The 23,400-nt window shown below is 72.6% G+C and carries 26 protein-coding genes; 14 read left to right on the top strand and 12 right to left on the bottom strand.

Features of this window, described 5'->3' with window-relative positions; all coding sequences use genetic code 11:
• The first annotated feature begins 379 nt into the window (after positions 1-379).
• Positions 380-1,285 (top strand): L,D-transpeptidase family protein, encoded by a 906-nt coding sequence (locus tag ACIRFH_RS02145; protein ID WP_403516656.1) that lies wholly within the window; start codon positions 380-382, stop codon positions 1,283-1,285.
• A 203-nt stretch (positions 1,286-1,488) separates the two neighbouring features.
• Here ACIRFH_RS02145 and ACIRFH_RS02150 read toward each other — a convergent pair whose 3' ends face one another.
• The 4 genes from ACIRFH_RS02150 to ACIRFH_RS02165 form a co-directional block, all read right to left on the bottom strand.
• Positions 1,489-2,664, bottom strand: coding sequence for a hypothetical protein (locus ACIRFH_RS02150; protein ID WP_403516657.1), 1,176 nt, complete (start codon positions 2,662-2,664; stop codon positions 1,489-1,491).
• Entirely contained in the window at positions 2,664-3,326 is a 663-nt protein-coding gene (locus ACIRFH_RS02155) for an RNA polymerase sigma factor (protein ID WP_403516658.1), read from the bottom strand. Before ACIRFH_RS02155 ends, ACIRFH_RS02150 begins: the two co-directional genes overlap by 1 nt.
• Positions 3,327-3,770: 444 nt before the next feature.
• On the bottom strand, positions 3,771-4,316 hold the full coding sequence (locus tag ACIRFH_RS02160; protein WP_403516659.1) for a hypothetical protein: 546 nt from the start codon (positions 4,314-4,316) through the stop codon (positions 3,771-3,773).
• Between the two features lie 109 nt (positions 4,317-4,425).
• On the bottom strand, positions 4,426-6,003 hold the full coding sequence (locus ACIRFH_RS02165; protein ID WP_403516950.1) for a glycoside hydrolase family 20 protein: 1,578 nt from the start codon (positions 6,001-6,003) through the stop codon (positions 4,426-4,428).
• A gap of 275 nt (positions 6,004-6,278) precedes the next feature.
• Here ACIRFH_RS02165 and ACIRFH_RS02170 point away from each other — a divergent pair, with 275 nt between their 5' ends.
• The 10 genes from ACIRFH_RS02170 to ACIRFH_RS02215 all read left to right on the top strand — a co-directional run bounded on the left by ACIRFH_RS02170 (position 6,279) and on the right by ACIRFH_RS02215 (position 13,475).
• Positions 6,279-6,779 (top strand): 2-oxo-4-hydroxy-4-carboxy-5-ureidoimidazoline decarboxylase, encoded by a 501-nt coding sequence (locus ACIRFH_RS02170; RefSeq protein ID WP_403516660.1) that lies wholly within the window; start codon positions 6,279-6,281, stop codon positions 6,777-6,779.
• A gap of 262 nt (positions 6,780-7,041) precedes the next feature.
• The gene (gene sdhC / locus ACIRFH_RS02175; RefSeq protein ID WP_403516661.1) at positions 7,042-7,422 is read left to right on the top strand and encodes a succinate dehydrogenase, cytochrome b556 subunit; all 381 of its coding nucleotides are present in this window, start codon (positions 7,042-7,044) and stop codon (positions 7,420-7,422) included.
• Positions 7,423-7,427: 5 nt separating this feature from the next.
• Positions 7,428-7,910 (top strand): succinate dehydrogenase hydrophobic membrane anchor subunit, encoded by a 483-nt coding sequence (locus tag ACIRFH_RS02180; protein ID WP_403516662.1) that lies wholly within the window; start codon positions 7,428-7,430, stop codon positions 7,908-7,910.
• A gap of 19 nt (positions 7,911-7,929) precedes the next feature.
• Complete coding sequence (gene sdhA, locus ACIRFH_RS02185; RefSeq protein WP_403516663.1) at positions 7,930-9,684, top strand: succinate dehydrogenase flavoprotein subunit; 1,755 nt, start codon at positions 7,930-7,932, stop codon at positions 9,682-9,684.
• Positions 9,684-10,457, top strand: coding sequence for a succinate dehydrogenase iron-sulfur subunit (locus tag ACIRFH_RS02190; protein WP_403516664.1), 774 nt, complete (start codon positions 9,684-9,686; stop codon positions 10,455-10,457). The genes sdhA and ACIRFH_RS02190 overlap by 1 nt, the downstream gene beginning before the upstream one ends.
• A 165-nt stretch (positions 10,458-10,622) precedes the next feature.
• Positions 10,623-11,243, top strand: a complete 621-nt coding sequence (locus ACIRFH_RS02195; protein WP_403516665.1) for a Uma2 family endonuclease — start codon at positions 10,623-10,625, stop codon at positions 11,241-11,243.
• A gap of 41 nt (positions 11,244-11,284) precedes the next feature.
• Positions 11,285-11,695, top strand: coding sequence for a VOC family protein (locus ACIRFH_RS02200; protein ID WP_403516666.1), 411 nt, complete (start codon positions 11,285-11,287; stop codon positions 11,693-11,695).
• A 124-nt stretch (positions 11,696-11,819) separates the two neighbouring features.
• Positions 11,820-12,227, top strand: coding sequence for a hypothetical protein (locus tag ACIRFH_RS02205; protein ID WP_403516667.1), 408 nt, complete (start codon positions 11,820-11,822; stop codon positions 12,225-12,227).
• 4 nt (positions 12,228-12,231) lie between these two features.
• Positions 12,232-12,717, top strand: a complete 486-nt coding sequence (locus tag ACIRFH_RS02210) for a thiol-disulfide oxidoreductase DCC family protein (RefSeq protein ID WP_403516668.1) — start codon at positions 12,232-12,234, stop codon at positions 12,715-12,717.
• An 11-nt stretch (positions 12,718-12,728) separates the two neighbouring features.
• Positions 12,729-13,475, top strand: a complete 747-nt coding sequence (locus tag ACIRFH_RS02215; RefSeq protein WP_403516669.1) for a TetR/AcrR family transcriptional regulator — start codon at positions 12,729-12,731, stop codon at positions 13,473-13,475.
• Here ACIRFH_RS02215 and ACIRFH_RS02220 read toward each other — a convergent pair.
• Together ACIRFH_RS02220 and ACIRFH_RS02225 are read right to left on the bottom strand one after the other, a co-directional pair.
• Positions 13,466-14,758: a metallophosphoesterase gene (locus ACIRFH_RS02220; RefSeq protein ID WP_403516670.1), complete on the bottom strand. Its 1,293-nt coding sequence runs from the start codon at positions 14,756-14,758 to the stop codon at positions 13,466-13,468. The genes ACIRFH_RS02215 and ACIRFH_RS02220 overlap by 10 nt on opposite strands.
• A 35-nt stretch (positions 14,759-14,793) precedes the next feature.
• Entirely contained in the window at positions 14,794-15,033 is a 240-nt protein-coding gene (locus tag ACIRFH_RS02225; protein WP_403516671.1) for an SCO4848 family membrane protein, read from the bottom strand.
• A gap of 91 nt (positions 15,034-15,124) precedes the next feature.
• Here ACIRFH_RS02225 and ACIRFH_RS02230 point away from each other — a divergent pair, with 91 nt between their 5' ends.
• On the top strand, positions 15,125-16,414 hold the full coding sequence (locus ACIRFH_RS02230) for a D-alanyl-D-alanine carboxypeptidase family protein (RefSeq protein WP_403516672.1): 1,290 nt from the start codon (positions 15,125-15,127) through the stop codon (positions 16,412-16,414).
• Here ACIRFH_RS02230 and ACIRFH_RS02235 read toward each other — a convergent pair.
• From ACIRFH_RS02235 to ACIRFH_RS02250, 4 genes are read right to left on the bottom strand one after another with little or no spacing between them, the layout of a single operon-like run.
• Complete coding sequence (locus ACIRFH_RS02235) at positions 16,362-17,270, bottom strand: YihY/virulence factor BrkB family protein (protein ID WP_403516673.1); 909 nt, start codon at positions 17,268-17,270, stop codon at positions 16,362-16,364. The two genes, ACIRFH_RS02230 and ACIRFH_RS02235, sit on opposite strands and share 53 nt — an antisense overlap.
• Positions 17,258-17,728 carry a GtrA family protein gene (locus tag ACIRFH_RS02240; RefSeq protein WP_403516674.1) on the bottom strand — a complete coding sequence of 157 codons (471 nt, stop codon included), beginning with the start codon at positions 17,726-17,728 and terminating at the stop codon, positions 17,258-17,260. Before ACIRFH_RS02240 ends, ACIRFH_RS02235 begins: the two co-directional genes overlap by 13 nt.
• On the bottom strand, positions 17,722-18,672 hold the full coding sequence (locus ACIRFH_RS02245; protein ID WP_403516675.1) for a decaprenyl-phosphate phosphoribosyltransferase: 951 nt from the start codon (positions 18,670-18,672) through the stop codon (positions 17,722-17,724). Before ACIRFH_RS02245 ends, ACIRFH_RS02240 begins: the two co-directional genes overlap by 7 nt.
• Complete coding sequence (locus ACIRFH_RS02250; protein ID WP_403516676.1) at positions 18,669-19,175, bottom strand: phosphatase PAP2 family protein; 507 nt, start codon at positions 19,173-19,175, stop codon at positions 18,669-18,671. Before ACIRFH_RS02250 ends, ACIRFH_RS02245 begins: the two co-directional genes overlap by 4 nt.
• A 133-nt stretch (positions 19,176-19,308) precedes the next feature.
• Between ACIRFH_RS02250 and ACIRFH_RS02255 the strand changes: the two genes are divergently transcribed.
• Positions 19,309-20,676: an FAD-binding protein gene (locus ACIRFH_RS02255; protein WP_403516677.1), complete on the top strand. Its 1,368-nt coding sequence runs from the start codon at positions 19,309-19,311 to the stop codon at positions 20,674-20,676.
• A 17-nt stretch (positions 20,677-20,693) separates the two neighbouring features.
• Positions 20,694-21,449, top strand: coding sequence for a decaprenylphospho-beta-D-erythro-pentofuranosid-2-ulose 2-reductase (locus ACIRFH_RS02260; RefSeq protein ID WP_403516678.1), 756 nt, complete (start codon positions 20,694-20,696; stop codon positions 21,447-21,449).
• A 126-nt stretch (positions 21,450-21,575) separates the two neighbouring features.
• On the opposite strand, the gene ACIRFH_RS02265 is transcribed toward ACIRFH_RS02260, so the two are convergent.
• The gene (locus ACIRFH_RS02265) at positions 21,576-22,154 is read right to left on the bottom strand and encodes a 2'-5' RNA ligase family protein (protein ID WP_403516679.1); all 579 of its coding nucleotides are present in this window, start codon (positions 22,152-22,154) and stop codon (positions 21,576-21,578) included.
• 173 nt (positions 22,155-22,327) lie between these two features.
• Positions 22,328-23,341 carry a tryptophan--tRNA ligase gene (gene trpS, locus ACIRFH_RS02270; protein ID WP_403516680.1) on the bottom strand — a complete coding sequence of 338 codons (1,014 nt, stop codon included), beginning with the start codon at positions 23,339-23,341 and terminating at the stop codon, positions 22,328-22,330.
• Between the last annotated feature and the right edge of the window lie 59 nt (positions 23,342-23,400).

Below are 23,400 nucleotides of genomic sequence, written 5' to 3' on the forward strand. Positions count from 1 at the left end.
AGGGGTACGCCCCCGGCTCGCCCAGCTTCTCGGCCGGGTCCCAGCCCGCCTGGGTGTCGGGCCCGTAGACCGGCTCGATGGGCAGTCCGGACTCGGTGGATCGAGCACTGCCCGACTCGCGCGTCATGGTGCGTTGCCTCCCGCTGAGCATGTGTTCGAGCTGATCGGACCGACCGTCAGGTACTCGCCGGTACGGACCGAGCCTGCGACGGACTGTATCGGCGGGCGCGCACCCGGGTGGAGGGGCACGCGCTGGGACCTTCCTCACAACCGCGTTGCGGTCCCGGTCACAACGATGCCGTGCCGTTCGCGGCGCGTCATCCGCGGGGAGCATCTCCGGGGGACATCCGTGCGGAACCGCGAGACGACGGGGACTGTGATGCGCATGAGGGGCATGAGGAGCGGGCGGTACGGGCGGGGCGCGGTCGTCTGCGCCCTGGGCGCCGTGCTGGCGGCGGGCGGCTGCACGGTGCAGGGCCCCGGCATCGACGGCGCGGGCCGGCCGGTGCCGGGCGCCGGCGGCACGGGCGGACCGGTGCCCGGTGCCGAGGGTGCGGGGGGCGCGTCCGCGTCCGGTGCCGTCCCCGGGGTGCCGACGAGGCGGGCCCCGTCCGCCGGCCGGCCGGCCGCCGCCCCGCCCGCCGGTCCCCCGGCGCGGGTGCTGTGGTCGCGGGGCGCCACGGGTCGGGACGTCCGCGAGCTCCAGGCGCGACTGCGCCAGATCGGCTGGCTCGTCGACGGGCCGACGGGGACGTACGACGACCTGACCGAGCGGGCGGTGAGCGGCTTCCAGCGCAAGCGCGGGCTGCCGGTCACGGGCCGCACGGACACCGTCACCTGGCAGCGGCTGCTGGCGATGACGCGGGAACCGGGCAGGTGGCAGCTGTACCTGATGGGCGGGCAGCCGGCCGCCGCGCCCGACCCGCGCTGTCTGACCGGACGGGTGCTGTGCATCAGCAAGTCGAGCCGGACGCTGCGCTGGATGGTCGACGGACGGACGGTGTCGACGACGGCGGTGCGGTTCGGTTCCCAGTACACGCCGACCCGGGAGGGCGTCTTCCACGTCTACTGGAAGTCCCGCCACCACTGGTCGACGCTCTACCGCTCGCCGATGCCGTACGCGATGTTCTTCAGCGGCGGCCAGGCCGTGCACTACTCGTACGACTTCGCCGCCCGCGGCTACGCCGGCGCCTCGCACGGATGCGTCAACGTGCGGGACGAGGGGGCGATCGCGGACCTGTACGCGCGGGTGCGCAACGGCGACAAGGTCGTCGTGTACCGGTGAGACGGCGCGGGAGCGGAAGGGGCGCGGGCGGGACCGGGGGAACAAGTCCCACCCGCGCCGGGGTGCACGAGCCGTGGGTACGGGGGGAACCCGGGCTCGGTGCGAAAGCCGATGACCAGTCGGCTCACTCAGTACTGCGCCCCGGCGGCCAAAAGTGTCACACCTCCGCCGGAACACACGCCGCCCGCTGACGAAAACGCAGGTCAGGCGGTGTTGCCAAGCGACGTCAGCTCCTGCAGCGCGCGCGTGGGCCGCAGGCCCGGGAGGGGCAGGAGGACCGTGGGAGCACCCGTGACGTGGGCGGGCCGCAGCGCCGGGGCCCCTTGGCCGCGGGGAGTTGCGCGGACACCGTCACCGTCCTCGTCACCGCCGTCCTCCCCCTGCTTCGCACCGCCGCCGCCCTTGCCGCCCTTGCCGCTCTCGCCGCCCTTGTCGCCGTTGTCGCTCTTGTTGCCGTTGTCGCTCTTGTTGCCCTTGTCGTTCTTGCTGTCCTTGCTGTCCTTGCCGCTCTTGCTGTCCTTGCCGCCGGTGTCCTTCCGGGGCTTGCCGTCACCCGTCGCCCCGCGCAGAAGGCCCTCCGCGGCCTCTCCGGCACCGGCTCCGGCTCCGGTCCGGTTCCGGGTCGTGGCGTCGGGGCCGGCGAGGACGCTCCGGCAGAACGCGCCCACCTGTGAGGTGCCGCCGGCCGCCTCCGTCAGTGCGCGCCGGCGGGCGCCGTCGAGTTCCTTGCCCGAGCCCACGTCACGGCAGGACCTGGCGAGTTCCGGCCGCCGGCCGCCGGCGTCCGGGCCGTGGCCGCCGGCCGTGCCGCCGCCCGCCTCGTCGCGCGTGGTCCCGGAGGGGCCGGGCGTGGATCCGCCCCGCGGGTCGTCCAGCGGCGTGGGCGGGCCGAGCGTGCCGTCGGGGGTCACCGCCACCGAGGCGGTGGGCACGGGGTCCGGATCGGTACCGCCGAACGGCGTCGGCAGGACTCCGGTTCCGGCCGCGACCGCGACCCCGCCGACCATCCCGGCGGTCAGCGCCGCGGCCAGTCCGAGGCGCAGGGGACGGCCCCAGCGGGAGCGCCGGGCGCCGTCGCGACGCGGGCCGATGCGGACCAGTCCGGCGTCGGAGGGCCGTGCCGCGGCGCCGAGGGCGGACGGCGCGTCGGCCCGGTCCCCGGCGCGATCGGCGCGCGCCTCGCGGAAGGCGGCCAGCGCGGCGGCCTCACCGGGCAGTTCGCCGCCGGTCGGGGCGGGGAGCGCCGCGAGCGCGTCCAGGGTTCCGGCGAGCCGTTCGGCCCGGTCCCGGACCGCGGGGTCGACCGCTTCCAGTGACTCTCCGCGCAGCAGGATCTCCGCCGTTCCGCGGTCCAGCCACCCGTCCTGCTCGTCCGCCATCACATGTCCTTCTGCGTCCGTGCACGCGTATGCGTCACAGTCGCGGACGTCACCGCGCGGCGGCGCGGTTCTCGCTGGGGCGGCACGGCGTCGAGCACCCCGGTGGATTCCGGATCCCCGCCGAGCAGTTCGGCCAGGCGCTTCAGACCGCGGTGCGCCGCCGTGCGGACGGCGCCGGGGCGCTTGCCCAGCGTCCGGGCCGCGCTCTTGGCGTCGAGGCCGACGACCACCCGCAGGACGACCGCCTCGGCCTGGTCCTGGGGCAGCCGTGCGATGAGGGAGAGGGCGCTGTCGGTGGCCAGGGCCTCGATGGCCTCACCGGCGGTGTCGGACTCGGCGGGCCGGCCGGCCAGCTCGGTCTCGTCGCCGCCGATCGCGGGCCGGCGACCGCGCAGGCGGATGTGGTCCAGCGCGCGGTTGCGGGCGATACGGGCGGCCCAGCCGCGGAACCGGTCCGCGTCACCGTCGAAGCGCTCCAGGTCACGGGCTATCTGCAGCCACGTCTCCGATGCCACGTCCTCGGCGTCCGGATCACCGACCAGCGTCCGTACGTACGCGAGCAACCGCGGGTGCACCGCGCGGTACACGGTCCGGAACGCGGTCTCGTCCCCGCCCTGTGCCGCACGCACCGCGGCGGTCAGCTCCGCGTCGTCCCCCAGCACCGAACGCGCCTCTCTCTGCGCCTAGGCCGGCGCCGCTCTCGCGGACCGGGTACTCGCCGTCGTGGTTCCTCAATGAGTGGTTGCGGTGATCCACCGCTGTTCGGACGCGGGAGGGAACCCCCGCTGGTCGGCGCGAAAGGCACGTTACGTCTTGAAACCGTCGCTCGTCCATGTCCTCATCGCATTGCCGTACAAGACGCAACTAAGCCGTGACTCAGTGAGGTGTGACAGAAAACGCGGTGGCGGCGCTGTAGGGAGTACGGGCCGCCGCGCGGCCCGTGTCACGCGGCGGCCGGGGCCTCTCCTGTGGGGGGTGGCGGTCCCGGCCGTCGCCTTGGCCTCGAAGGCCCTGGACCGGGGCGGTGCGCGAAGTCCGCGGCGGGCCGGCCGGCTTTCCGGCGGGCTGCGGTCCGGGCGGGCGGCCCGCGTACGGCGGGCCGCGTGTCACAGCGGCAGCACGCCCAGCCGGTCGAGGAAACGGAAGAAGAGGTCCTCGGCCGTCGGCGCCACCCCGGACGCCGAGCCCGGGCCGGAAGCCGCGTCGTCCCCCGGCTCCGCCGCCAGCACCTCGGTCAGTTCCCCCGCGTCCGCGGTGCGCCCGGCCTCGGCGGCCCAGGCGACGGCGCGCTCGGCGGCGTCGCGGGGTTCGAGGAAGTAGTCCTCCAGCGTGAGCCCCTCGTTCTCGGCGCCGAGGTACCCGGCCATCGCGGCCCGCGCCAGACAGGTCGTCCACGCCCCGCTCCCGGGCGCCGCCGCCTCCACGGCCACGCAGTCGCTGTCCATGACGTACCCGAACAGCGCGGGCGCGCCGGTCTGCGCGGCCAGGTCGTTCATGTTCCCGACGTCGCCCTCGCCGCCCGGGTACTCCCACATCTGCCAGCCGTCCGGCGCGGACACCCGCAGGTTCATGCCCGCGGCGCCCGCCAGCGCGTCCAGCTCCGCGAGCGGCCGCTCGGCGCGGCCCACGACGAAATATCCCCAGTAGCCCATGTCCCGGCTCCCCCTGGCATGTCGGTTCAGCTCGTCCAAACATCACCACAGTCGTACGGGAGTTCGCAGCCGTATCGGACAATCCGGCGCGTCCGGCCCGCGTCCCCGGTCAGCCGAGCCGGCCGGCCAGCGCCTTGAAGTCCGTCCAGGACAGTTCGGGTTTTCCCGGGTCCCACAGCTTCTGGACCGTCGCCGCGAGCGGCAGCCGGATGCCGGCGGCGACCTGGGCCTGGGTCTGGGCGTTCGGGATGTCGCCCCAGACCGCGAAGCTGCCGCCGAGGATCTGGTCGTCGTACTTCGCGTCGACGGCCGTGGTGCCCCGCAGGACGCGCGGGGTCCACTGCTTGTAGATGCGCTCGCCGGTCGGGTAGACGAAGGTCTGCGGCTCGCCGAGCACGTAGTAGAGGAACTCGTCGTTGTAGTTGAGGACCTCGCGCCCCGCGCTCAGGTACTCCGTGGGCTTCCGGGCGCCGATCTCCTTGCCGGTCCAGTAGGCGACCTCGATGTCCTTCAGGGGCTCGACGGACGTGTTCTTGAAGAAGCCGTCGTTCCAGGCGCGCGGGGTGCGGTCGTCGGCCAGGACGGTCCTGGCGCGGCCGTTGAGCCAGCCGGTGGTGAGGTCGGCGACGGTGCCGCCGGTGCCGTAGGCCTTGCGGGCGGCCGCGGCCAGCGTCGGGTAGGAGGCTTCGGGGTCCGGCACCACGAGCGCCTGGTACTCGTCGGCGCCCAGGTGGAACCGGGAACCGGGGAAGAGACCGGCGTACTCGTTCAGCAGGTCGTCGACGATCTCGGCGGCCTGCGGTTTGGAGATGTCGATGGCGCCGCGCGTGGCCGTGCCCCGGGCGTTGCGCAGCTGGAGGTCGGGGTGGGCGGCGATCACCGCGCCGAGGTGGCCCGGCGAGTCGATCTCGGGGACGACGGTGATGTGCCGGGAGGCGGCGAGGTCGGTGATCTCCTTGACCTCGGCCTTGGTCAGGTGGTCCTGGGAGACGATCTCCGGGTGCGAGTCGGACTCGATGCGGAAGGCCTGGTCGTCGGAGAAGTGCAGGCCCAGCTCGTTGTACTTCAGGTCGCCCAGCTCGCGGACCCGGTCCTTGATCCAGTCGGCGTCGTAGTGCTTGCGGGCGATGTCGAGCATGAAGCCCCGCCTGGGCTTGGCCGGCTCGTCCTTCACGACGCCCTCGGGCGCGGTGCCGCCGCCGTCCACCGCCTGCTTCAGGGTGCGGGTGCCGTAGAAGACGCCCGCCTCGGCCGGCCCGCTGACGGTGACGCGTCCGTCGCGCACGGTCATGGTGTACGACTCCGGGTCGGCGCCCTTGTCGGCCTTGACCTCCAGCCGCAGGTCCCCGGCGCGCGCGTCGTCCTTCTCGCCGGCGTACGCCATCCCCAGCTCGCCGGCCACCAGACGTCCCTCGTCGGCGAGGGAGGCGTCGGTGACGACGACCCGGTGACCGGGGGCGGGCTTCCAGCCGGGGCCGCGGGCCGGGGTGTGCTGTCGTACGGCCGGTATGGTCCGTGGCGCCTCGGACAGGGCGTAGGAGCGGCTGGGGCCGGGTGGGGCGGAGGGGGCGGCCGCCTCGCCGGTGGACCGCGCCGCCGGACCCGCGGGCCCGCCGTCGCCGTCGCCGTCGGTGGCCCACAGGCCGACTCCCGCACCGAGCGCCGCGACCGCCGCGCCGGCGATCACCGCCCGCTGCCTCACCTTGTGTGCCGGTGTCCGGCGTCCGTGCTGGCTCACAGCGCCAACCTAAGTCCGCCGGCTCCACAACGCGTCCACCACATGTTCCGAAACTCTCCCGTTCGGGTGAAATTCGGGCAGCGTACGGACAGCTGACGCCCTTGCTCGATAACGTGACGCCACACCTTTCGCACAATCCCCTGCCGACACACACGTGACGCCCACAAGGACCCACGCTGCCTGCACCCCGTCTTCCAGAGCTCCCGGGCCGAGTCGCCATACCGGTGCCGGCGCAAACCCGCGCCGCGCCGGTCACCGGCTCTCCTCTGGCACGCTTCAACACCGCCCCCGCCGACGAGGCCGTCCGCACCCTGCTCACCTGCCTGAACAGCCACCGCTGGGCCCGGCGCCTCGCCTCCCACCGCCCCTACCCGGACCTGCCGGCCCTGCTGGCGGCGGCCGACGAGGCGGCGTACGACCTGGCCCCCGGGGATCTGGCGGAGGCCCTGGCCGCGGAGGCCCTGCCCGCCCTGCCGGAGGACACGTACGCGGCCGCCCACACGGCCCTGAGCGCGGCGACGGCTGCGTACGAGGCCCGCTTCGGGCACGCGTTCGTCATCTGCGTGGACGGTCTGGACACCGACGAGGCGCTGGACCACGTACTGGCGGCCATCCGGTCACGATTGGCGAACGATCCGGACGAGGAACGCCCGGTGGCGGCCGAGGAGCTCCGGCGCCTGGCGAGAGGCAGACTGACCAGCACCCTCACGGGCGCGGGGCGGTGACATCAGCGGCTCCGCCGCTCGGGCACGGGCAGCCGCTGACGCCCCGCACCCGGCAGAACCACCCAAACCCCCGCCCCGGCGGCCTGTCCGCAGTCGGCCGACTGCTCCTTTGAGTGCAACTTTGATCACACAAGCAGGCCCCCCGTAAGAGCCGCAGGCACACGTCGCTACCATGCTGGGGGCCGGTGGACCGTACCCGGCCGGGCCCGACCGACAAGGAAAGCCGGCGCGGCCCCAATCCCCGCTCCCGGAGGAAATTTCCGTGCCGGCTGGAACGCTGTACCGCGGCCGGGAAGGAATGTGGTCCTGGGTGGCTCACCGAGTCACCGGCGTCCTCATTTTCTTCTTCCTGTTCGTTCACGTGCTGGACACCGCGCTCGTCCGTGTGTCCCCCGAGGCCTACGACAACGTCGTGGCCACGTACAAGTCGCCGATCGTCGCGCTGCTGGAGTACGGCCTCGTCGCCGCCATCCTCTTCCACGCGCTCAACGGTCTGCGCGTCATCGCCGTCGACTTCTGGATCAAGGGCGCCCGCTACCAGAAGCAGATGCTCTGGACCGTCGTCGCCGTCTGGGTCGTGCTGATGCTCGGGGCGATCTACCCCGTCCTCGGCCACGCCGCTCGTGAACTGTTCGGGAGCTGACGCGTATGTCCACCTCTGAATCCACCGCTTCCGGGATCGGCCCCGTCGAGGGCGCCTCCGTCTACACGGTCGACAACCCGGCACCGCTGATCGAAGCTCCCCGCGCCCGGACCAAGAAGACCCCGAAGTCCACGCGCGGCAACTTCGAGCTGTACGGCTGGCTCTTCATGCGCCTGTCCGGCGTGGTGCTGGTCGTCCTGGTCCTCGGGCACCTGCTCATCCAGCTCGTGCTGGACGGCGGCGTCTCGAAGATCGGTTTCGCCTTCGTGGCCGGCCGCTGGGCGTCGCCGTTCTGGCAGGTCTGGGACCTGCTGATGCTCTGGCTGGCGATGCTGCACGGCTGCAACGGCCTGCGCACGGTCATCAACGACTACGCGGAGCGCGCGAACACCCGGCTGTGGCTCAAGGGCCTGCTCTACACCGCCACGGTGTTCACCATCCTGCTGGGCACGCTGGTGATCTTCACCTTCGACCCGAACATCCGCTAGGCACGGGGCTGCGAGAATCATGAAGATCCACAAGTACGACACCGTCATCGTCGGCGCCGGTGGCGCCGGCATGCGCGCGGCCATCGAGTCGACCAAGCGCAGCCGCACCGCCGTCCTGACGAAGCTCTACCCCACCCGCTCCCACACGGGCGCCGCGCAGGGCGGCATGGCCGCCGCGCTCGCCAACGTGGAGGAGGACAACTGGGAGTGGCACACCTTCGACACGGTCAAGGGCGGTGACTACCTGGTCGACCAGGACGCCGCCGAGATCCTGGCGAAGGAGGCCATCGACTCGGTCCTCGACCTGGAGAAGATGGGCCTGCCGTTCAACCGGACCCCGAACGGCACCATCGACCAGCGCCGCTTCGGCGGTCACTCCCGCAACCACGGCGAGGCCCCGGTCCGCCGCTCCTGCTACGCGGCCGACCGCACCGGCCACATGATCCTCCAGACGCTGTACCAGAACTGCGTCAAGGAGGGCGTGGAGTTCTTCAACGAGTTCTACGTCCTGGACCAGCTCATCACCGAGGTCGACGGCGTCAAGAAGTCCGCCGGCGTCGTGGCGTACGAGCTGGCCACCGGCGAGATCCACGTCTTCCAGGCGAAGTCCGTGATCTACGCCTCCGGCGGCACCGGCAAGTTCTTCAAGGTCACCTCGAACGCGCACACGCTGACCGGTGACGGCCAGGCGGCCGTGTACCGGCGCGGGCTGCCGCTGGAGGACATGGAGTTCTTCCAGTTCCACCCGACCGGCATCTGGCGCATGGGCATCCTGCTGACGGAGGGCGCCCGCGGTGAGGGCGGCATCCTCCGCAACAAGGACGGCGAGCGCTTCATGGAGAAGTACGCGCCGGTCATGAAGGACCTCGCGTCCCGTGACGTCGTCTCGCGCTCCATCTACACGGAGATCCGCGAGGGCCGCGGCTGCGGTCCCGAGGGCGACCACGTCTACCTGGACCTCACCCACCTGCCGCCGGAGCAGCTGGACGCCAAGCTGCCCGACATCACGGAGTTCGCGCGGACCTACCTCGGCATCGAGCCCTACACGGACCCGATCCCGATCCAGCCCACCGCGCACTACGCCATGGGCGGCATCCCGACCAACGTCCAGGGCGAGGTCCTCGCGGACAACACCACCGTCGTGCCGGGCCTGTACGCGGCCGGCGAGGTCGCCTGCGTGTCCGTGCACGGCGCCAACCGCCTGGGCACCAACTCGCTGCTGGACATCAACGTCTTCGGCAAGCGGGCCGGCATCGCCGCCGCGGAGTACGCGCAGAAGGCGGACTTCGTCGAGCTGCCGGAGAACCCGGAGTCCCTGGTCGTCGAGCAGATCGAGCGGCTGCGCACCTCCACCGGCTCCGAGCGGGTGTCGACGCTGCGCCGCGAGCTGCAGGAGACCATGGACGCCAACGTCATGGTGTTCCGCACCGAGCAGACGATCAAGACGGCCGTCGAGAAGATCGGCGAGCTGCGCGAGCGGTACAAGAACGTGGCGATCCAGGACAAGGGCCGCCGGTTCAACACCGACCTGCTGGAGGCCGTCGAGCTGGGCAACCTGCTCGACCTGGCCGAGGTCATGGCGGTCTCCGCGCTCGCCCGCAAGGAGTCCCGCGGCGGTCACTACCGCGAGGACTACCCGAACCGCGACGACGTCAACTTCATGCGCCACACCATGGCGTACCGCGAGGTGGGCGACGACGGCACGGAGTCCATCCGTCTGGACTACAAGCCGGTCGTCCAGACCCGCTACCAGCCGATGGAGCGTAAGTACTGATGGCTACCCCTGTCATGGAGAAGAGCGACAAGGCCCCCGAGCCCGGTTTCGCCGACTCCCCCTACATCACCGTCACCGTGCGGGTCCGCCGGTTCAACCCGGAGGTCTCCGCGGAGGCGACCTGGCAGGACTTCCAGCTGGAGATCGACCCGAAGGAGCGCGTCCTCGACGCCCTTCACAAGATCAAGTGGGACCTGGACGGCACGCTGACCTTCCGCCGTTCCTGCGCCCACGGCATCTGCGGGTCCGACGCCATGCGGATCAACGGCAAGAACCGGCTGGCCTGCAAGACGCTGATCAAGGACATCAACCCGGAGAAGCCGATCACGGTCGAGCCCATCAAGGGCCTGACGGTCCTGAAGGACCTCGTGGTCGACATGGAGCCGTTCTTCCAGGCGTACCGGGACGTGATGCCCTTCCTGATCACGAAGGACACCAACGAGCCGACGCGTGAGCGGCTGCAGTCCGCCGAGGACCGCGAGCGCTTCGACGACACCACGAAGTGCATCCTGTGCGCCGCCTGCACCTCCTCGTGCCCGGTGTTCTGGAACGACGGCCAGTACTTCGGTCCGGCCGCGATCGTCAACGCCCACCGCTTCATCTTCGACTCGCGCGACGAGGCCGGCGAGCAGCGGCTGGAGATCCTCAACGACCGCGACGGCGTCTGGCGCTGCCGCACGACCTTCAACTGCACGGACGCCTGCCCGCGCGGCATCGAGGTCACCAAGGCGATCGCGGAGGTGAAGCGGGCGCTGATCACGCGCCGCTTCTGACCTCCGCCGGCTGACGCCGCCTCACGTCCACGAGGGCCCCGCTTTCCCTGGAAGCGGGGCCTTCTGGCATATGCCACACGATCGGGTGGCAGGACGATGAAGGGCCTCGCCCGTCCGGTCCGGCCTACGATGATGCTCTCGACACCAGCCCCTAGGAGGCACGCGATGTCCGCAGCATCCGTCGAGCTGCCGCACGGCGAACTTCCGTTGATCGCGGAGGCGAACCGCATCATGGACCGGCTCCCGGGCTACCGCGTCGAGATCATCGGAGGCCAGCTCGTCGTGACCCCGCCACCGGACGTCCCGCACTCGCGTGCCCTGACCAAACTCATGCGCCCGTTCATCGCGGCGGGCCTCGATGACGGCGAGACCGAAGTTCACCAGGGCATCGGCCTCTGGCTGCCCACCGACGCCGAGGACTACGCCATTCCGGACCTGGCGATCGTGGACGCCGACATCGACGACCACCTCATCGAGAACAACTGCTACGACCCGGTCTGCTTCCGTCTCGTCCTGGAGGTCACCTCCAGCAACTGGAAGAACGACCTGAGGACCAAGGTCACCGCCTACGCCGCCGCCATGGTCCCCGTCTACGTCATCGTCGACCGCCAGCACCAGCGCCTCCACGTCCTCACCGACCCGGACTGCGCCGACTACTCCACCCACCGCGTCCACTCCCCCGGTGAGACCGTCACCCTCCCCGACTCCCTCGGCGCCGAGGTCACCCTGGACGTCGCCGGGATCCTTGCCGCCGGACGGCCCAATCCCGCACCCGACGAGGGCTGACAATCAGCCGTTCCGGGCGATGACCGTCCTAGCCTGACGGCATGTCAGATGACGAGTCGTACGAACTGCTCGGGTTCGACAACGTACTGCTGCCCGTCGGGGACCTCGGCGAGGCCGTCGGGTTCTACGAGCGGGCCGGTTTCCCGGTCGCGTTCCGGCTCGACGAGGCCGGGATCGCGCTGCTGAAGGTCGGGGGCGAGACGCCCGGGATCCTGCTGCGGGCCGAGGAGGAGTTCGGCCGGCGTCCGCCGCCGTGGCCCTCCGCGCGGGTGTGGCTGGAGGTGCCCGACGCCCGCACGGCGGCCCGGGCGCTGCGCGCGGCGGGGATCACGCCGCTCGACGAGCCGTTCCCCGGCGCCACCGGCTGGACCGTCGAGTTCACCGACCCCTGGGGCAACGTCGTCGGCCTCACGGACTACTCCAAGCGCCCCGAGCTGGGCCGCCGCCCGTAGCCGCCGCGCCCGCGGCCCCCGGCCGCGTGACGCGGACCACTCCGCCCTTGAGTTGAACACGTTCAAAAGCAGGTCTAGAGTCACTCCCGTCAGCGTTTTGAACGCGTTCAAGAAGGGGTGGGGCATGGACCGCACCGTCATCGCCTACGTCATCTACCTGGCCGTCAGCATCGGTCTGACCGCCTGGGTGGCCCGCACGCTCAGCCGCAACGGCCGGGTCTTCCTCGCCGACGTCCTGCACGGCAACGAGAAGCTCGCCGACGCCGTCAACCACCTCCTGGTGGTCGGCTTCTACCTCGTCAACCTCGGCTTCGTCGCCCTCTACCTGAGCGACGACGAGACGATCACCGACACCCGCGGCATCTTCGAGGCGCTGTCGACCAAGCTGGGCGTGGTGCTGCTGGTGCTCGGCGTGATGCACCTCGGCAACGTGTACGTCCTCAACAAGATCCGGCGGCGCGGGATGATGGAACGCGAGCAGGTGCCGCCGGTCCCGCCGCAGGGCTGGGTGACCCCGACGGCCGGGGCCTGAGCCGATGGCTCCCGTTCCCGGGACGGCCGGCGCCCCCGTGCGCCGGCTCACCGTCCTCTACGACGCCGAGTGCTCCCCGTGCACCCACGTACGGGACTGGCTGCTGCGGCAGCCCCGGCTGGTGCCGCTGGAGCTGGTCCCGGCGGGATCGGCCGAGGCGCGCCGGCGCTTCCCCGGCCTCGACCACGCCGGCACCCTCGACGAGGTCACCGCCGTCGGCGACGCCGGGCAGGTCTACCGGGGCGCCGCCGCCTGGGTGGTCGTCCTGTGGGCGCTGCGCAGGTACCGCCGGCTCGCCCACCGGCTCTGCACGCCCGCCGGCGCCGTGCTGGCCCGGGGCGCCGTCCTGGCCGCCGCCCAGTGGCGCGGCGGGCAGCGGCGGTGGGGCGGCAACGGGTACCGCAGGGCGGACGGCTGGGTCTACGAGCCGGGCCTCGGCTGGATGTACACCGGGCCGGGCTGCGACGACGGCGCCTGCGCCACTCGTTAGGCTCTCGTCCTGTGCCTGCGAAGAACGACGGCCCCGGCGACGGCGCCCCCCTCAGCAAGTCCGAGCAGACCCGCGCGCTGATCCTGGAGACGGCCATGCGGCTGTTCCAGGAACGCGGCTACGACCGGACGACCATGCGGGCCATCGCCCAGGAGGCCGGCGTCTCCGTCGGCAACGCCTACTACTACTTCGCCGGCAAGGAGCACCTGATCCAGGGCTTCTACGACCGGATCGCCGCCGAGCACCAGGCGGCGGTCCGCGAGGTCCTGGCGCGGGAGACCGACCTGGAGGCGCGGCTCGCTGGCGTGCTGAAGGTGTGGCTGGACATCGCGACGCCGTACCACGAGTTCGCGGTGCAGTTCTTCAAGAACGCCGCCGACCCGGACAGCCCGCTCAGCCCCTTCTCCCCCGAGTCGGAGCACGCGCGCAGGGAGGCCATCGGCGTCCACCGGCAGGTGCTGGCCGGCGCGAAGACCAAGGTGCCCGAGGAACTGCGGGACATCCTGCCCGAGCTGATGTGGCTCTCCCAGATGGGCCTCTGCCTGTACTGGATCTTCGACCGGACCGAGGGCCGCGAGCGCAGCTACCGGCTCGCCGAGCGCGGCGCCCGGCTCACCGCACGGGGCGTCGTGCTGGCCCGCTTCCGGGTGCTGCGCCCGCTGGTGCGCGAGGTGCACGAGCTGTTCACGGACTTCCTGCCCGGCATGACCAGGGCGCTGCCCGACCCGGCGGCCCGGAGGACCACCGGTCAGGCCTGACGGGACGCCAGCTCGATCACCGTGATGTCCGACGGCGCGCCCACCCGCGTGGGCGGGCCCCAGGCGCCCGCGCCCCGGCTGACGTACAGCTGGGTGTCGCCGTAGCGCTCCAGGCCCGCCAGCGTCGGGTTGGCGGCGCCCGCGATCAGGCTGCCGGGCCAGAGCTGGCCGCCGTGGGTGTGGCCGGAGAGCTGGAGGTCGACGCCGTGCTCGACGGCGTCGTGGATCTGCACCGGCTGGTGGGCGAGCAGCACGCAGGCGCGGGCCCGGTCGCGGTCGCCGAGGGCGCGGGCGTAGTCGGGACCCTGTCCCTCGTCCTCGCCCGCCACGTCGTTGACGCCGGCCAGGTCGAAGTGGGGCAGCTCGGTGCGGGCGTTCTCCAGCGGGATGAGGCCGAGGCGGCGCACCTCGGCGACCCACTGCTCGGCGCCGGAGAAGTACTCGTGGTTGCCGGTGACGAAGTACGCGCCGTGCCGGGCCCGCAGCCGGGCGAGGGGCGCCGCGGCCGGGCCGAGGTCCTTCACGCTGCCGTCCACCAGGTCGCCGACGACCGCGATGAGGTCGGGCTGCGTGGAGTTGACGGTGTCGACGACCGTCTGCGCGAAGCCCCGGCCGAGCACGGGGCCGAGGTGGATGTCGCTGACCACCGCGATGCGGAACCCGTGCGCCGCGCGCGGCAGCTTGGCCAGCGGCACGGTGACCCGCTTCACCCTCGGGCCGCGCAGCACGCCGTACGTGCCGTACCCGACCGTTCCGACGGCCGCCGCGGCGGCGGCACCGGCGACGACGCGGGAGACGAACAGGCGGCGCGAGGGGACGGCGAGGGGGCTCGGCGGTGTGGCGTCGGACGCGGCGGACGGCTCGGGACCGGCGGAGGGCGCCGTACCGGACGGTGCGGTCCCCGCCGGTGCGCGCTCGGGGGCCGGGGCCGGCAGCTCACCCGGCTCGGCCGACCGCGCGGCCCGCCGCTCCAGGAACCGGCGCAGCAGCGGCCGTACGGCCTCGCCCGCGAGCACCGCCAGCAGCAGGTAGATCGACAGGGCCAGCCACAGGAAGCCCGGCCAGGCCAGGACCCGCTGGAGCCAGAAGGGGGCGCCCGTGCGCTCGGCGACCAGCGCGCCGACGGCCAGCGCCCAGCCCCCGGCGATCACCACGGCGCCCACGCGGCGCGCGGTGCCGGGCCCACGGGTCGTGTCCCGGAACAGGCGCAGCCACACGTACCGGTTGGCCGCCACCAGGACACCCACCACGGCCAGCGCGACCAGCGCGAAGACGACCACCATGCCGTCGGACCCCCTCGTTCGTGACCCGCGTGACGCTATGACGTTCGGCGCAGTGCGCGCAGTCCGCGCAACCCGATGACCCCGACGGCCGTCCCCAAGAGGAAAGAGACAACGGCGAGCAGCAGGTGCACCCAGAAGTACGCCGTGGGGTCACCGTCCTCGAAGGCCAGCCCGCTGCCGTCCTTGACGAGGTTCTTGACGAAAGTGATCCAGATGACCCAGCTCCACACCCCGAAGGCGAGCAGGAACCAGGAGACGGGGCGGCTGAGCTTCATGGGTCCAGTATCGCCGCCGCCCGTCCGGTTCCGTGCCCGGGGTGGGGAGCGGGGTGGGAGCGTGCCGCTGCCGGGCGGTACGTTCTCGCTCGTGCCCGCATCCAAGAAGACCGCCAGGCGTTCTCTGCCGGTCACCGCCGCCGCCCTGACCGCGCTCACCCTCCTCGCGCCCGCCGCGCACGCCGCCCCGGGGCCCTCGACGAGTCCGCCGGCGAGCCCGTCGGCCACACCCCCGGCGACGATGTCGTCCGTGGGCGGCGCGCGGCTCGGGCGGCCCGGGACGCAGGTCGAGCTCGCGGGCGGGGCGCCCGTCCTGCCCAAGGACCTCACCGCCCGCTCCTGGATCGTGGCCGACGCCGAGTCCGGTGAGGTGCTGGCCGCGCACAACGCGCACTGGCGCCTGGCCCCGGCGAGCACCCTGAAGATGCTGTTCGCCGACACGCTGCTGCCGAAGTGGCCGAGGACCGCGCAGCACAAGGTGACGGTGTCCGATCTGGCGGGCGTCGGCGCCGGGTCCAGCCTGGTCGGCATCAAGGAGGAGGAGACCTACAGCGTCCACGACCTGTGGCTCGGTGTCTTCCTGCGCTCCGGCAACGACGCCGTGCACGTGCTGTCCGCGATGAACGGCGGGGTCGACAGGACCGTGGCGGAGATGAACGAGCACGCCGAGGAGCTGCAGGCCCTCGACACGAACGTGGTCAGCCCCGACGGCTACGACGCGCCGCGCCAGGTCTCCTCCGCGTACGACCTGACGCTGTTCGCCCGCTCGGGGCTGCAGAAGAAGGACTTCCGGGAGTACGCGTCGACGGTCCGCGCGAAGTTCCCGGGCAGGACGGCCAAGGACAAGAAGGGCAAGGTGTCCCGTGAGTCCTTCGAGATCCAGAACACCAACCGGCTGCTGGCCGGCGACTCGGACATAGGGGTGTACCCCGGCATCGCCGGCGTGAAGAACGGCAACACCACCAACGCGGGCGCCACCTTCACCGGGGTCGCCGAGCGGGGCGGCAAGGTGCTGCTCGTCACCGTCATGAACCCGGCGAAGAGCGAGCACAACGAGGTCTACAAGGAGACCGCCCGGCTGTTCGACTGGGGTTTCCAGGCGGTCGGCAAGGTGAAGCCGGTGGGTGAGCTGGTGCCGCCGAGGAGCGCGGTGGGGGCGAGCCCGGCGCCCGGCGCCTCGGGGCGGGACCAGGGCGTCGACGGGAAGGGCTCCGTGGGGACGAAGCCGGTGGCGGGCGCCACCGCCGCGGACGGTTCCACCGGCATCGGCGCCGCGGCCGGCATCGCCGCCGGGGTGCTGGTGCTGCTCGCGGGCGGTGCGTTCCTGGTCAACCGTCGCTGGCCGCTGCCGGAGCTGGTGCGCCGCCGGTCCCGTCGGTGAGTTCCTCGTCCTTGCCGCCCGTGGCCGTCCAGGCGGCGCAGAACAGCACCAGCTTCGAGGTGAAGTTGATCCACAGCAGCAGGGCGACGGGGACGCCGAAGGCGCCGTACATGCTCTTCGCGGCGACGCCCTGCATGTAGCCGCTCAGCAGCAGCTTGAGCAGTTCGAAGCCGATCGCGCCGATCAGCGCGGCCACCAGCAGGCGGCGGCGGGTGGGGTGGACGCCGGGGAGCAGGGTCAGCACGTACAGCAGGAGGAGGAAGTCGGCGAGGACGGCGACGGCGAAGGCGGCGGCGTGGAGCAGGACGCCGCCGAAGCCGCCCTCGGCGATGCCCAGTTGGCGGATGAGCCAGCCGACGAGCGCCGAGGCGACGGTGGAGATGCCGACGGTGACCAGGAGCGCGCCGCCGAGGCCGACGAGGACGCCCGCGTCCTTGGCCCGGTGCAGGAGCGGATTCTCGTCCTCGTCCGGCACCTCCCACACGGCGCGCAGACAGCCCCGGGTGGCGTCGACCCAGCCCATACCGGTGAACAGCAGCAGGAGGCCGGAGATGAGGCCGACGGTGCCGGCGTTGTCGATCAGTCCCTGGATGTCCAGCTGGTCGGAGATGCCCGGCACCTGTTCGGCGATCTTGTCCTGGAGTTCGTTCTGCTGGTCCTTGCTGAGCAGGGCGGCGGCGACGGCGGCGGCGAGGCTGAGCAGCGGGAAGAGCGCGACGAAGCTGGTGAACGTCATCGCGGCGGCCAGCCGTGTCCACGTGACCCGGTCCAGTCGTTCGTACGACCGCCACGCGTGCGTGATCATCAGCCGTGCGATCCACGGCCCCACCACGGGGAGCTTCTTCAGCCAGTCCATGATCCGACTCTGCCCCCGGTCGTCCCGGTCCATGATCCCGGCCGGTGGCCGGTCGTCTCCCCGGAGCGGAAGACCAGTGTCCGTGTGCCCCAGAAACGCAGGACCGTGGCCAGTGCCATGCCGATTCCCGCCCCCGCGACGGTGTCGGCGCGCTGCGAGGTGAGGCCGAGGGCGTAGTGGCTGACGGCCAGGCACAGCAGTTGTACGGCGGCGCCGGCGAGGTTCACGGCGAAGAACACGGCGTAGGGGCGCAGGCCGCGCGGGCGGGTGTGCCGGTAGGTGCCGAGCGCGTTGCCCGCGTAGGCGACGGAGCAGCCGGCCACGAAGGACAGGGACTTGGCGGTGAGGGGACCGAGACCGGCGGGGCCGCGCAGCACGGTGAACAGGCCGAGGTCGACGGCGTAGGCGAGCAGTCCGGCGGTGGCGAAGCCCAGCAGTTCGCGTCGGGCGGCTACCAATCGGCCACCGCCAGGCCGTACATCGTCACCCACACCACGCCGATCAGGGCGAGGGCCCGGTCGCGCAGGACGACGTCCTCGGGTTCGCCCGCGGTGCCGCGGTCGGCGAAGACGGCGTAGCGCAGGACGGCGAGGACGAAGGCGACCATGGACAGCTGGCGCCAGGGCAGCACGCTGGTGTGCGGGACGCCGCCCTCCTCCATGGCCCACATGCAGTAGGCGAGGACGGCGACGCCGGCCGCGAGCTGCCAGACGAAGCGGAGGTAGCCGGTGGTGTACTCGGTGAGCAGTGCGCGGGTGGCGCCCGCCTTGCCGGCCATCTGCACGGCTTCGCTGTAGCGCTTGGCGGAGACCATGAACAGGGCGCCGAAGCCGGTGGTGATGAGGAACCAGCGCGACAGCGGGATGCCGAGGGCGAGTCCGCCGATCATGGCGCGCATCAGGAAGCCGGTGGTGACGACGGCGAGGTCGACGACGAGGACGTGCTTGAGGCTGACGCAGTACGCCAGTTGCATCGCGAGGTAGGCGGTCAGCAGGGCGGCGACGGGTGGTGGGCACAGCCAGGCGGCGAGGGCGGGCGCGAGGACGCCCAGGGTGCCGCCGACGGCGTAGGCGGCCGGGACCGGGACCTGGCCGGCGGCGACGGGGCGGTGGCGTTTGACCGGGTGGGCGCGGTCGGCCTCGGCGTCGCGGGCGTCGTTGACGAGGTAGACGGCGGCGGCGCTGGCGGTGAACAGGGCGAAGACGAGGGCTAGTTGGGACAGGGCGTGCCGGGAGAACAGCTGGCCGGCGGCGGCCGGGGCGGTGACGACCAGGACGTTCTTGATCCACTGGCGGGGGCGCGCGGTCCGCAGCAGGCCGCCCGCGAGGCCGCCGCGGTGGGGCGGGGCGGGCCGCGGGGGCTGTTCGGGGGAGCGCTGCCGCAGGACGGCCGTGTCGGTCACCGGGTCCCTCCCCGCATCCAGTCGGCGCCGAGCCGGGCGGTGAGCGCGCCGAGGGCGGCGCCCGCCGCCACGTCGGACGGGTAGTGGACGCCGACGACCAGCCGGGAGACGCACACCGCGGCGGCCAGCGGCCAGGCCGCGCGCACGCCGAGCGCGCCGAAGACGACGGCGGCGGCCGCGGCGGAGGTGGCGTGGGAGCTGGGGAAGGAGTGCCGGCCCGCGGTGCGCACCAGGGGCTGGACGTGCGCGGGGCGGGGGCGGCGCACGACCCTCTTCACCCCCATGCTGGCCAGGTGCGCGCCCGCGGTGAGGGCGGTGCCGCGCAGCCAGGCCGCGCGTCGCGGGCCGTCCACGGCGGCCGCGGCGAGCCCCGCCGCGAGCCACAGTGCTCCGTGCTCCCCGGCCCAGGACAGGGCGCGTGCCGCACCGGCCACGCGCGGGTCCGTGCCGCAGGCTCTGAGCGCCGTCACGATCCGGTGGTCCATGTCGTCGAGGTCGTCCATGGGGACTCACTGTTCACTCCGCGGGCGCGTGAAGTCCGGCATGATCGGGCGACATACCATTAATCACCCGTTTCGGGGAGGGGCGGAATGTTCCGGAACTGATCGTTCGTCCTAGGGGGATACGGTCACCGGCATGTCTGCCGACACCGTTCCCGTCGCCGAGTGGGGCCCCGTCACCGGCTGGGGCCGTACTGCGCCCACCGCGGCCCGTCTGATCCGTCCGCGGACGTACGAGGAGGCCGCGGCGGCGGTCCGGGGCTGCGGGGTCCGGGGCGGCATCGCGCGGGGGCTGGGCCGGGCGTACGGCGACGCGGCGCAGAACGCGGGCGGTGCGGTGCTCGACATGACGGGCCTGGACCGGATCCACGCCATCGACGCCGACGGCGGCACCGTGCTGTGTGACGCGGGCGTCTCCCTGCACCGGCTGATGGAGGTCCTGCTGCCGCTCGGCTGGTTCGTGCCGGTGACGCCCGGCACCCGCTACGTGACGGTCGGCGGGGCGATCGGCGCCGACATCCACGGCAAGAACCACCACGTCTGCGGGTCCTTCGCCCGGCACGTGCTGTCCCTGGAGCTGCTCACCGCCGACGGCGGGGTCCGCACCGTGGAGCGGGGCACGCCGCTGTTCGACGCCACCGCCGGCGGCATGGGCCTGACCGGGGTGATCCTCACCGCGACCGTGCGGCTCCAGCCGGTCGAGACCGCGCTGATGTCGGTGGACACCGAGCGCGCCGCCGACCTGGACGACCTGATGGCCCGTCTGTCGGCCACCGACCACCGCTACCGCTACTCGGTCGCCTGGATCGACCTCCTCGCGCGCGGCGCGGCGACCGGCCGGGCGGTGCTCACCCGCGGCGACCACGCCCCACTGGACGCGCTGGACGCCCGGGCCCGGCGCGAACCGCTGGCCTTCCGCACCTCGCGCCTGCCGGCCGCTCCCGCTTTCCTGCCGGAGGGGCTGCTCAGCCGGACGAGCGTGGGCCTGTTCAACGAGTTCTGGTACCGCAGGGCCCCCCGTGCGCGGCGCGGGCAGCTCCAGCGGATCTCCACCTTCTTCCACCCGCTGGACGGGGTGCCCCACTGGAACCGGATCTACGGCCGCGGCGGCTTCGTGCAGTACCAGTTCGTCGTCGGCCACGGCCGGGAGGAGACCCTGCGCCGGATCGTGCGGCGCATCTCCGCCCGCCGCTGCCCGTCCTTCCTGGCCGTCCTCAAGCGCTTCGGTCGGGCCGATGCGGGCTGGCTGTCGTTCCCGATGCCCGGCTGGACCCTGGCGCTGGACGTCCCGGCCGGGCTTCCGGGGCTCGGCGCGTTCCTCGACGAGCTCGACGAGCAGGTCGCCGCGGCCGGCGGCCGGGTCTACCTCGCCAAGGACTCCCGGCTGCGCCCCGAGCTGCTCGCCTCGATGTACCCGCGCCTGGACGACTTCCGCGCGCTGCGCGCGGAGCTGGACCCGCGCGGGGTGTTCACGTCCGACCTGTCCCGGCGCCTCGCCCTGTGACCCCTTCTGGAGCTGTCGTGAAGGACGCCTTCGGCCTCCCCCAGTCCCTTCTCGTGCTCGGTGGTACGTCCGAGATCGCGCTGGCCACCGCGCGCCGTCTGATCGCCCGGCGCACCCGCACCGTGTGGCTGGCCGGCCGCCCCTCCCCCGCCCTGGACGCGGCGGCCGGGCAGCTGCGGGGGCTCGGCGCCGAGGTGCGCACCGTCGCCTTCGACGCGCTGGACCCCGCCTCCCACGAGGAGGCGCTCGGCAAGGTGTTCGCCGAGGGCGACATCGACCTGGTGCTGCTCGCGTTCGGCGTCCTCGGCGACCAGGCGCACGACGAGCGGGAGCCGCTGAACGCCGTGCGGGTCGCGCAGACCAACTACACCGGCGCGGTGTCTGCCGGGCTGGTCAGCGCCGGCGCGCTGCAGGCGCAGGGGCACGGCTCGCTGGTGGTGCTGTCGTCGGTGGCCGGGGAGCGGGCCCGCCGGGCCAACTTCATCTACGGCTCCAGCAAGGCCGGCCTGGACGCGTTCGCGCAGGGTCTGGGCGACGCGCTGCACGGCACGGGCGTGCACGTCATGGTCGTACGCCCCGGGTTCGTGCGGTCGCGGATGACGGCCGGGAGGGAGGAGGCGCCGTTCGCGACGACGCCCGAGGCGGTCGCGTCGGCCATCGAGCTGGGGCTGCGGCGCCGCTCGGAGACGGTGTGGGTGCCGGGGGCGCTGCGGCTGGTGATGTCGGCCCTGCGGCACCTGCCGCGACCGCTGTTCCGGCGGCTGCCGGTGTGAGGTACTGGTGCCGCAACAGGCGACGTTCGCCCCGTCGCGACGCCCGGCACGCTCCCCCGGAGGGGGTGCCCCCACTCGCCGCACCGGACGCCGCTCCTCACCGGGCGAACGTCGCCCGCCGCGGCACTAGCGGGTCGGCAGGGTGCCGCTCTCCACGCGGTCGGCCTGCGGGGGGACGACCGCACTGCCGAAGGGGAACTCGCGCAGCTTGCGCCACACCCCGTCGGCGCCCTGCTCGTAGAGCGCGAAGCCGGTGCAGGGCCACTGGGCCTCGTAGTCGGCCAGTTCCTCGTAGGCGCGGTCCATCGCGGCCTCGTCGATGCCGTGCGCGACGGTGACGTGCGGGTGGTAAGGGAACTGCAGTTCGCGCGGGACCGGCCCGGAGGAGTCGCGGATCCGCTTCTGGAGCCAGGAGCAGGCCGCGGCGCCCTCGACGACCTGGACGTAGACGACGGGCGACAGCGGGCGGAAGGTGCCGGTGCCGGACAGCCGCATCGGGAAGGGCCTGCCGCGGGCCGCCACCTCCGCCAGGTGCGACTCGACGGCGGGCAGCGCCGCGCCGTCGATCTCGGTCGGCGGCAGCAGCGTGACGTGCGTGGGGATGCCGTGTGCCGCGGCGTCGCCGAAGCCCGCGCGCAGCTGCTGAAGCCGGCTGCCGTGAGGCTCCGGGACCGCGATCGACACGCCGATCGTTACGGTCCCCACGTCGTCTCCCTGTCGTTCTGTCGGTGCCGCCCGCCCACCGGCGTGCGGCGGTGGCCACCGGTGCGGCCACCCGGATATCGACTGTACGGCCACGGCCCCGTCCCGGGCAGGCGCAACCGGAGTGATGTGCAGCGCTACGGCGGCGTGCCGGGCGCTCGGCGCGGTGCCGCCGGTCAGTGCTTGGCGGGCAGGAAGCCCATGCCGTCGTACGCCCGGGCCAGGGTCTCCGCGGCGACGGAACGGGCCTTCTCCGCGCCCTTGGCCAGCACCGCGTCGAGGGTCTCCGGGTCGTCCAGGTACTGCTGGGTGCGCTCCCGGAAGGGCGTCACGAACTCGATCATGATCTCGGCGAGGTCCGTCTTCAGCGCGCCGTAGCCCTTGCCCTCGTACCGCTGCTCGAGCTCGGGGATCGACGTGCCGGTGAGCGTGGAGTGGATCGTCAGCAGGTTGCTGACGCCGGGCTTGTGCTCACGGTCGAAGCGGATCACCGTGTCGGTGTCCGTGACCGCGCTCTTGACCTTCTTCGCGGTGGCCTTCGGCTCGTCGAGCAGGTTGATCAGGCCCTTCGGGGTGGCCGCCGACTTGCTCATCTTGGCGGTCGGGTCCTGAAGGTCGTAGATCTTCGCCGTCTCCTTGAGGATGTACGCGCTCGGGACGGTGAAGGTGTCGCCGTAGGTCTGGTTGAACCGGTCCGCGAGGTCGCGGGTCAGCTCCAGGTGCTGGCGCTGGTCCTCGCCGACGGGGACCTGGTCGGCCTGGTAGAGCAGGATGTCGGCGACCATCAGCATCGGGTACGTGAACAGGCCGACGGTGGTGCGGTCGCTGCCCTGCTTGGCGGACTTGTCCTTGAACTGGGTCATCCGGGAGGCCTCGCCGAAGCCGGTGATGCAGTTCATCAGCCAGCCGAGCTGGGCGTGCTCGGGCACGTGGCTCTGGACGAACAGCGTGCAGCGCTCCGGGTCGAGACCGGCCGCGAGGAGCTGGGCGGCGGCGACCCGGGTGTTCTCCCGCAGGACCTTCGGGTCCTGCGGGACCGTGATCGCGTGCAGGTCGACGACCATGTAGAACGCGTCGTGGGTGTCCTGCATGTCGACCCACTGGCGGACGGCGCCGAGGTAGTTGCCGAGGTGGAACGAGCCGGAGGTCGGCTGGATACCGGAGAGCACGCGGGGACGGTCATTCACCATGCCAGCCATTCTCTCAGGCCGTGGCGGTCGGTCGGGCACTGGTCCGGTACGGAGGTGTT

It is taken from the genome of Streptomyces sp. NPDC093586, assembly GCF_044764905.1.
Lineage (GTDB): Bacteria > Actinomycetota > Actinomycetes > Streptomycetales > Streptomycetaceae > Streptomyces.

Excerpts from the sequence above, each read along its gene's own strand:
- ACIRFH_RS02205 (WP_403516667.1), top strand. The coding sequence starts at position 11,820 with ATGGACCGCACCGTCATCGCCTACGTCATCTACCTGGCCGTCAGCATC.
- ACIRFH_RS02255 (WP_403516677.1), top strand. The coding sequence starts at position 19,309 with ATGTCTGCCGACACCGTTCCCGTCGCCGAGTGGGGCCCCGTCACCGGC.
- ACIRFH_RS02145 (WP_403516656.1), top strand. The coding sequence starts at position 380 with ATGCGCATGAGGGGCATGAGGAGCGGGCGGTACGGGCGGGGCGCGGTC.
- ACIRFH_RS02180 (WP_403516662.1), top strand. The coding sequence starts at position 7,428 with ATGTCCACCTCTGAATCCACCGCTTCCGGGATCGGCCCCGTCGAGGGC.
- ACIRFH_RS02235 (WP_403516673.1), bottom strand. The coding sequence starts at position 17,270 with ATGGACTGGCTGAAGAAGCTCCCCGTGGTGGGGCCGTGGATCGCACGG.
- ACIRFH_RS02210 (WP_403516668.1), top strand. The coding sequence starts at position 12,232 with ATGGCTCCCGTTCCCGGGACGGCCGGCGCCCCCGTGCGCCGGCTCACC.
- trpS (WP_403516680.1), bottom strand. The coding sequence starts at position 23,341 with ATGGTGAATGACCGTCCCCGCGTGCTCTCCGGTATCCAGCCGACCTCC.
- ACIRFH_RS02160 (WP_403516659.1), bottom strand. The coding sequence starts at position 4,316 with ATGGGCTACTGGGGATATTTCGTCGTGGGCCGCGCCGAGCGGCCGCTC.
- ACIRFH_RS02225 (WP_403516671.1), bottom strand. The coding sequence starts at position 15,033 with ATGAAGCTCAGCCGCCCCGTCTCCTGGTTCCTGCTCGCCTTCGGGGTG.
- sdhA (WP_403516663.1), top strand. The coding sequence starts at position 7,930 with ATGAAGATCCACAAGTACGACACCGTCATCGTCGGCGCCGGTGGCGCC.
- ACIRFH_RS02250 (WP_403516676.1), bottom strand. The coding sequence starts at position 19,175 with ATGGACGACCTCGACGACATGGACCACCGGATCGTGACGGCGCTCAGA.
- ACIRFH_RS02150 (WP_403516657.1), bottom strand. The coding sequence starts at position 2,664 with ATGGCGGACGAGCAGGACGGGTGGCTGGACCGCGGAACGGCGGAGATC.
- ACIRFH_RS02220 (WP_403516670.1), bottom strand. The coding sequence starts at position 14,758 with ATGGTGGTCGTCTTCGCGCTGGTCGCGCTGGCCGTGGTGGGTGTCCTG.
- ACIRFH_RS02200 (WP_403516666.1), top strand. The coding sequence starts at position 11,285 with ATGTCAGATGACGAGTCGTACGAACTGCTCGGGTTCGACAACGTACTG.
- ACIRFH_RS02190 (WP_403516664.1), top strand. The coding sequence starts at position 9,684 with ATGGCTACCCCTGTCATGGAGAAGAGCGACAAGGCCCCCGAGCCCGGT.
- ACIRFH_RS02195 (WP_403516665.1), top strand. The coding sequence starts at position 10,623 with ATGTCCGCAGCATCCGTCGAGCTGCCGCACGGCGAACTTCCGTTGATC.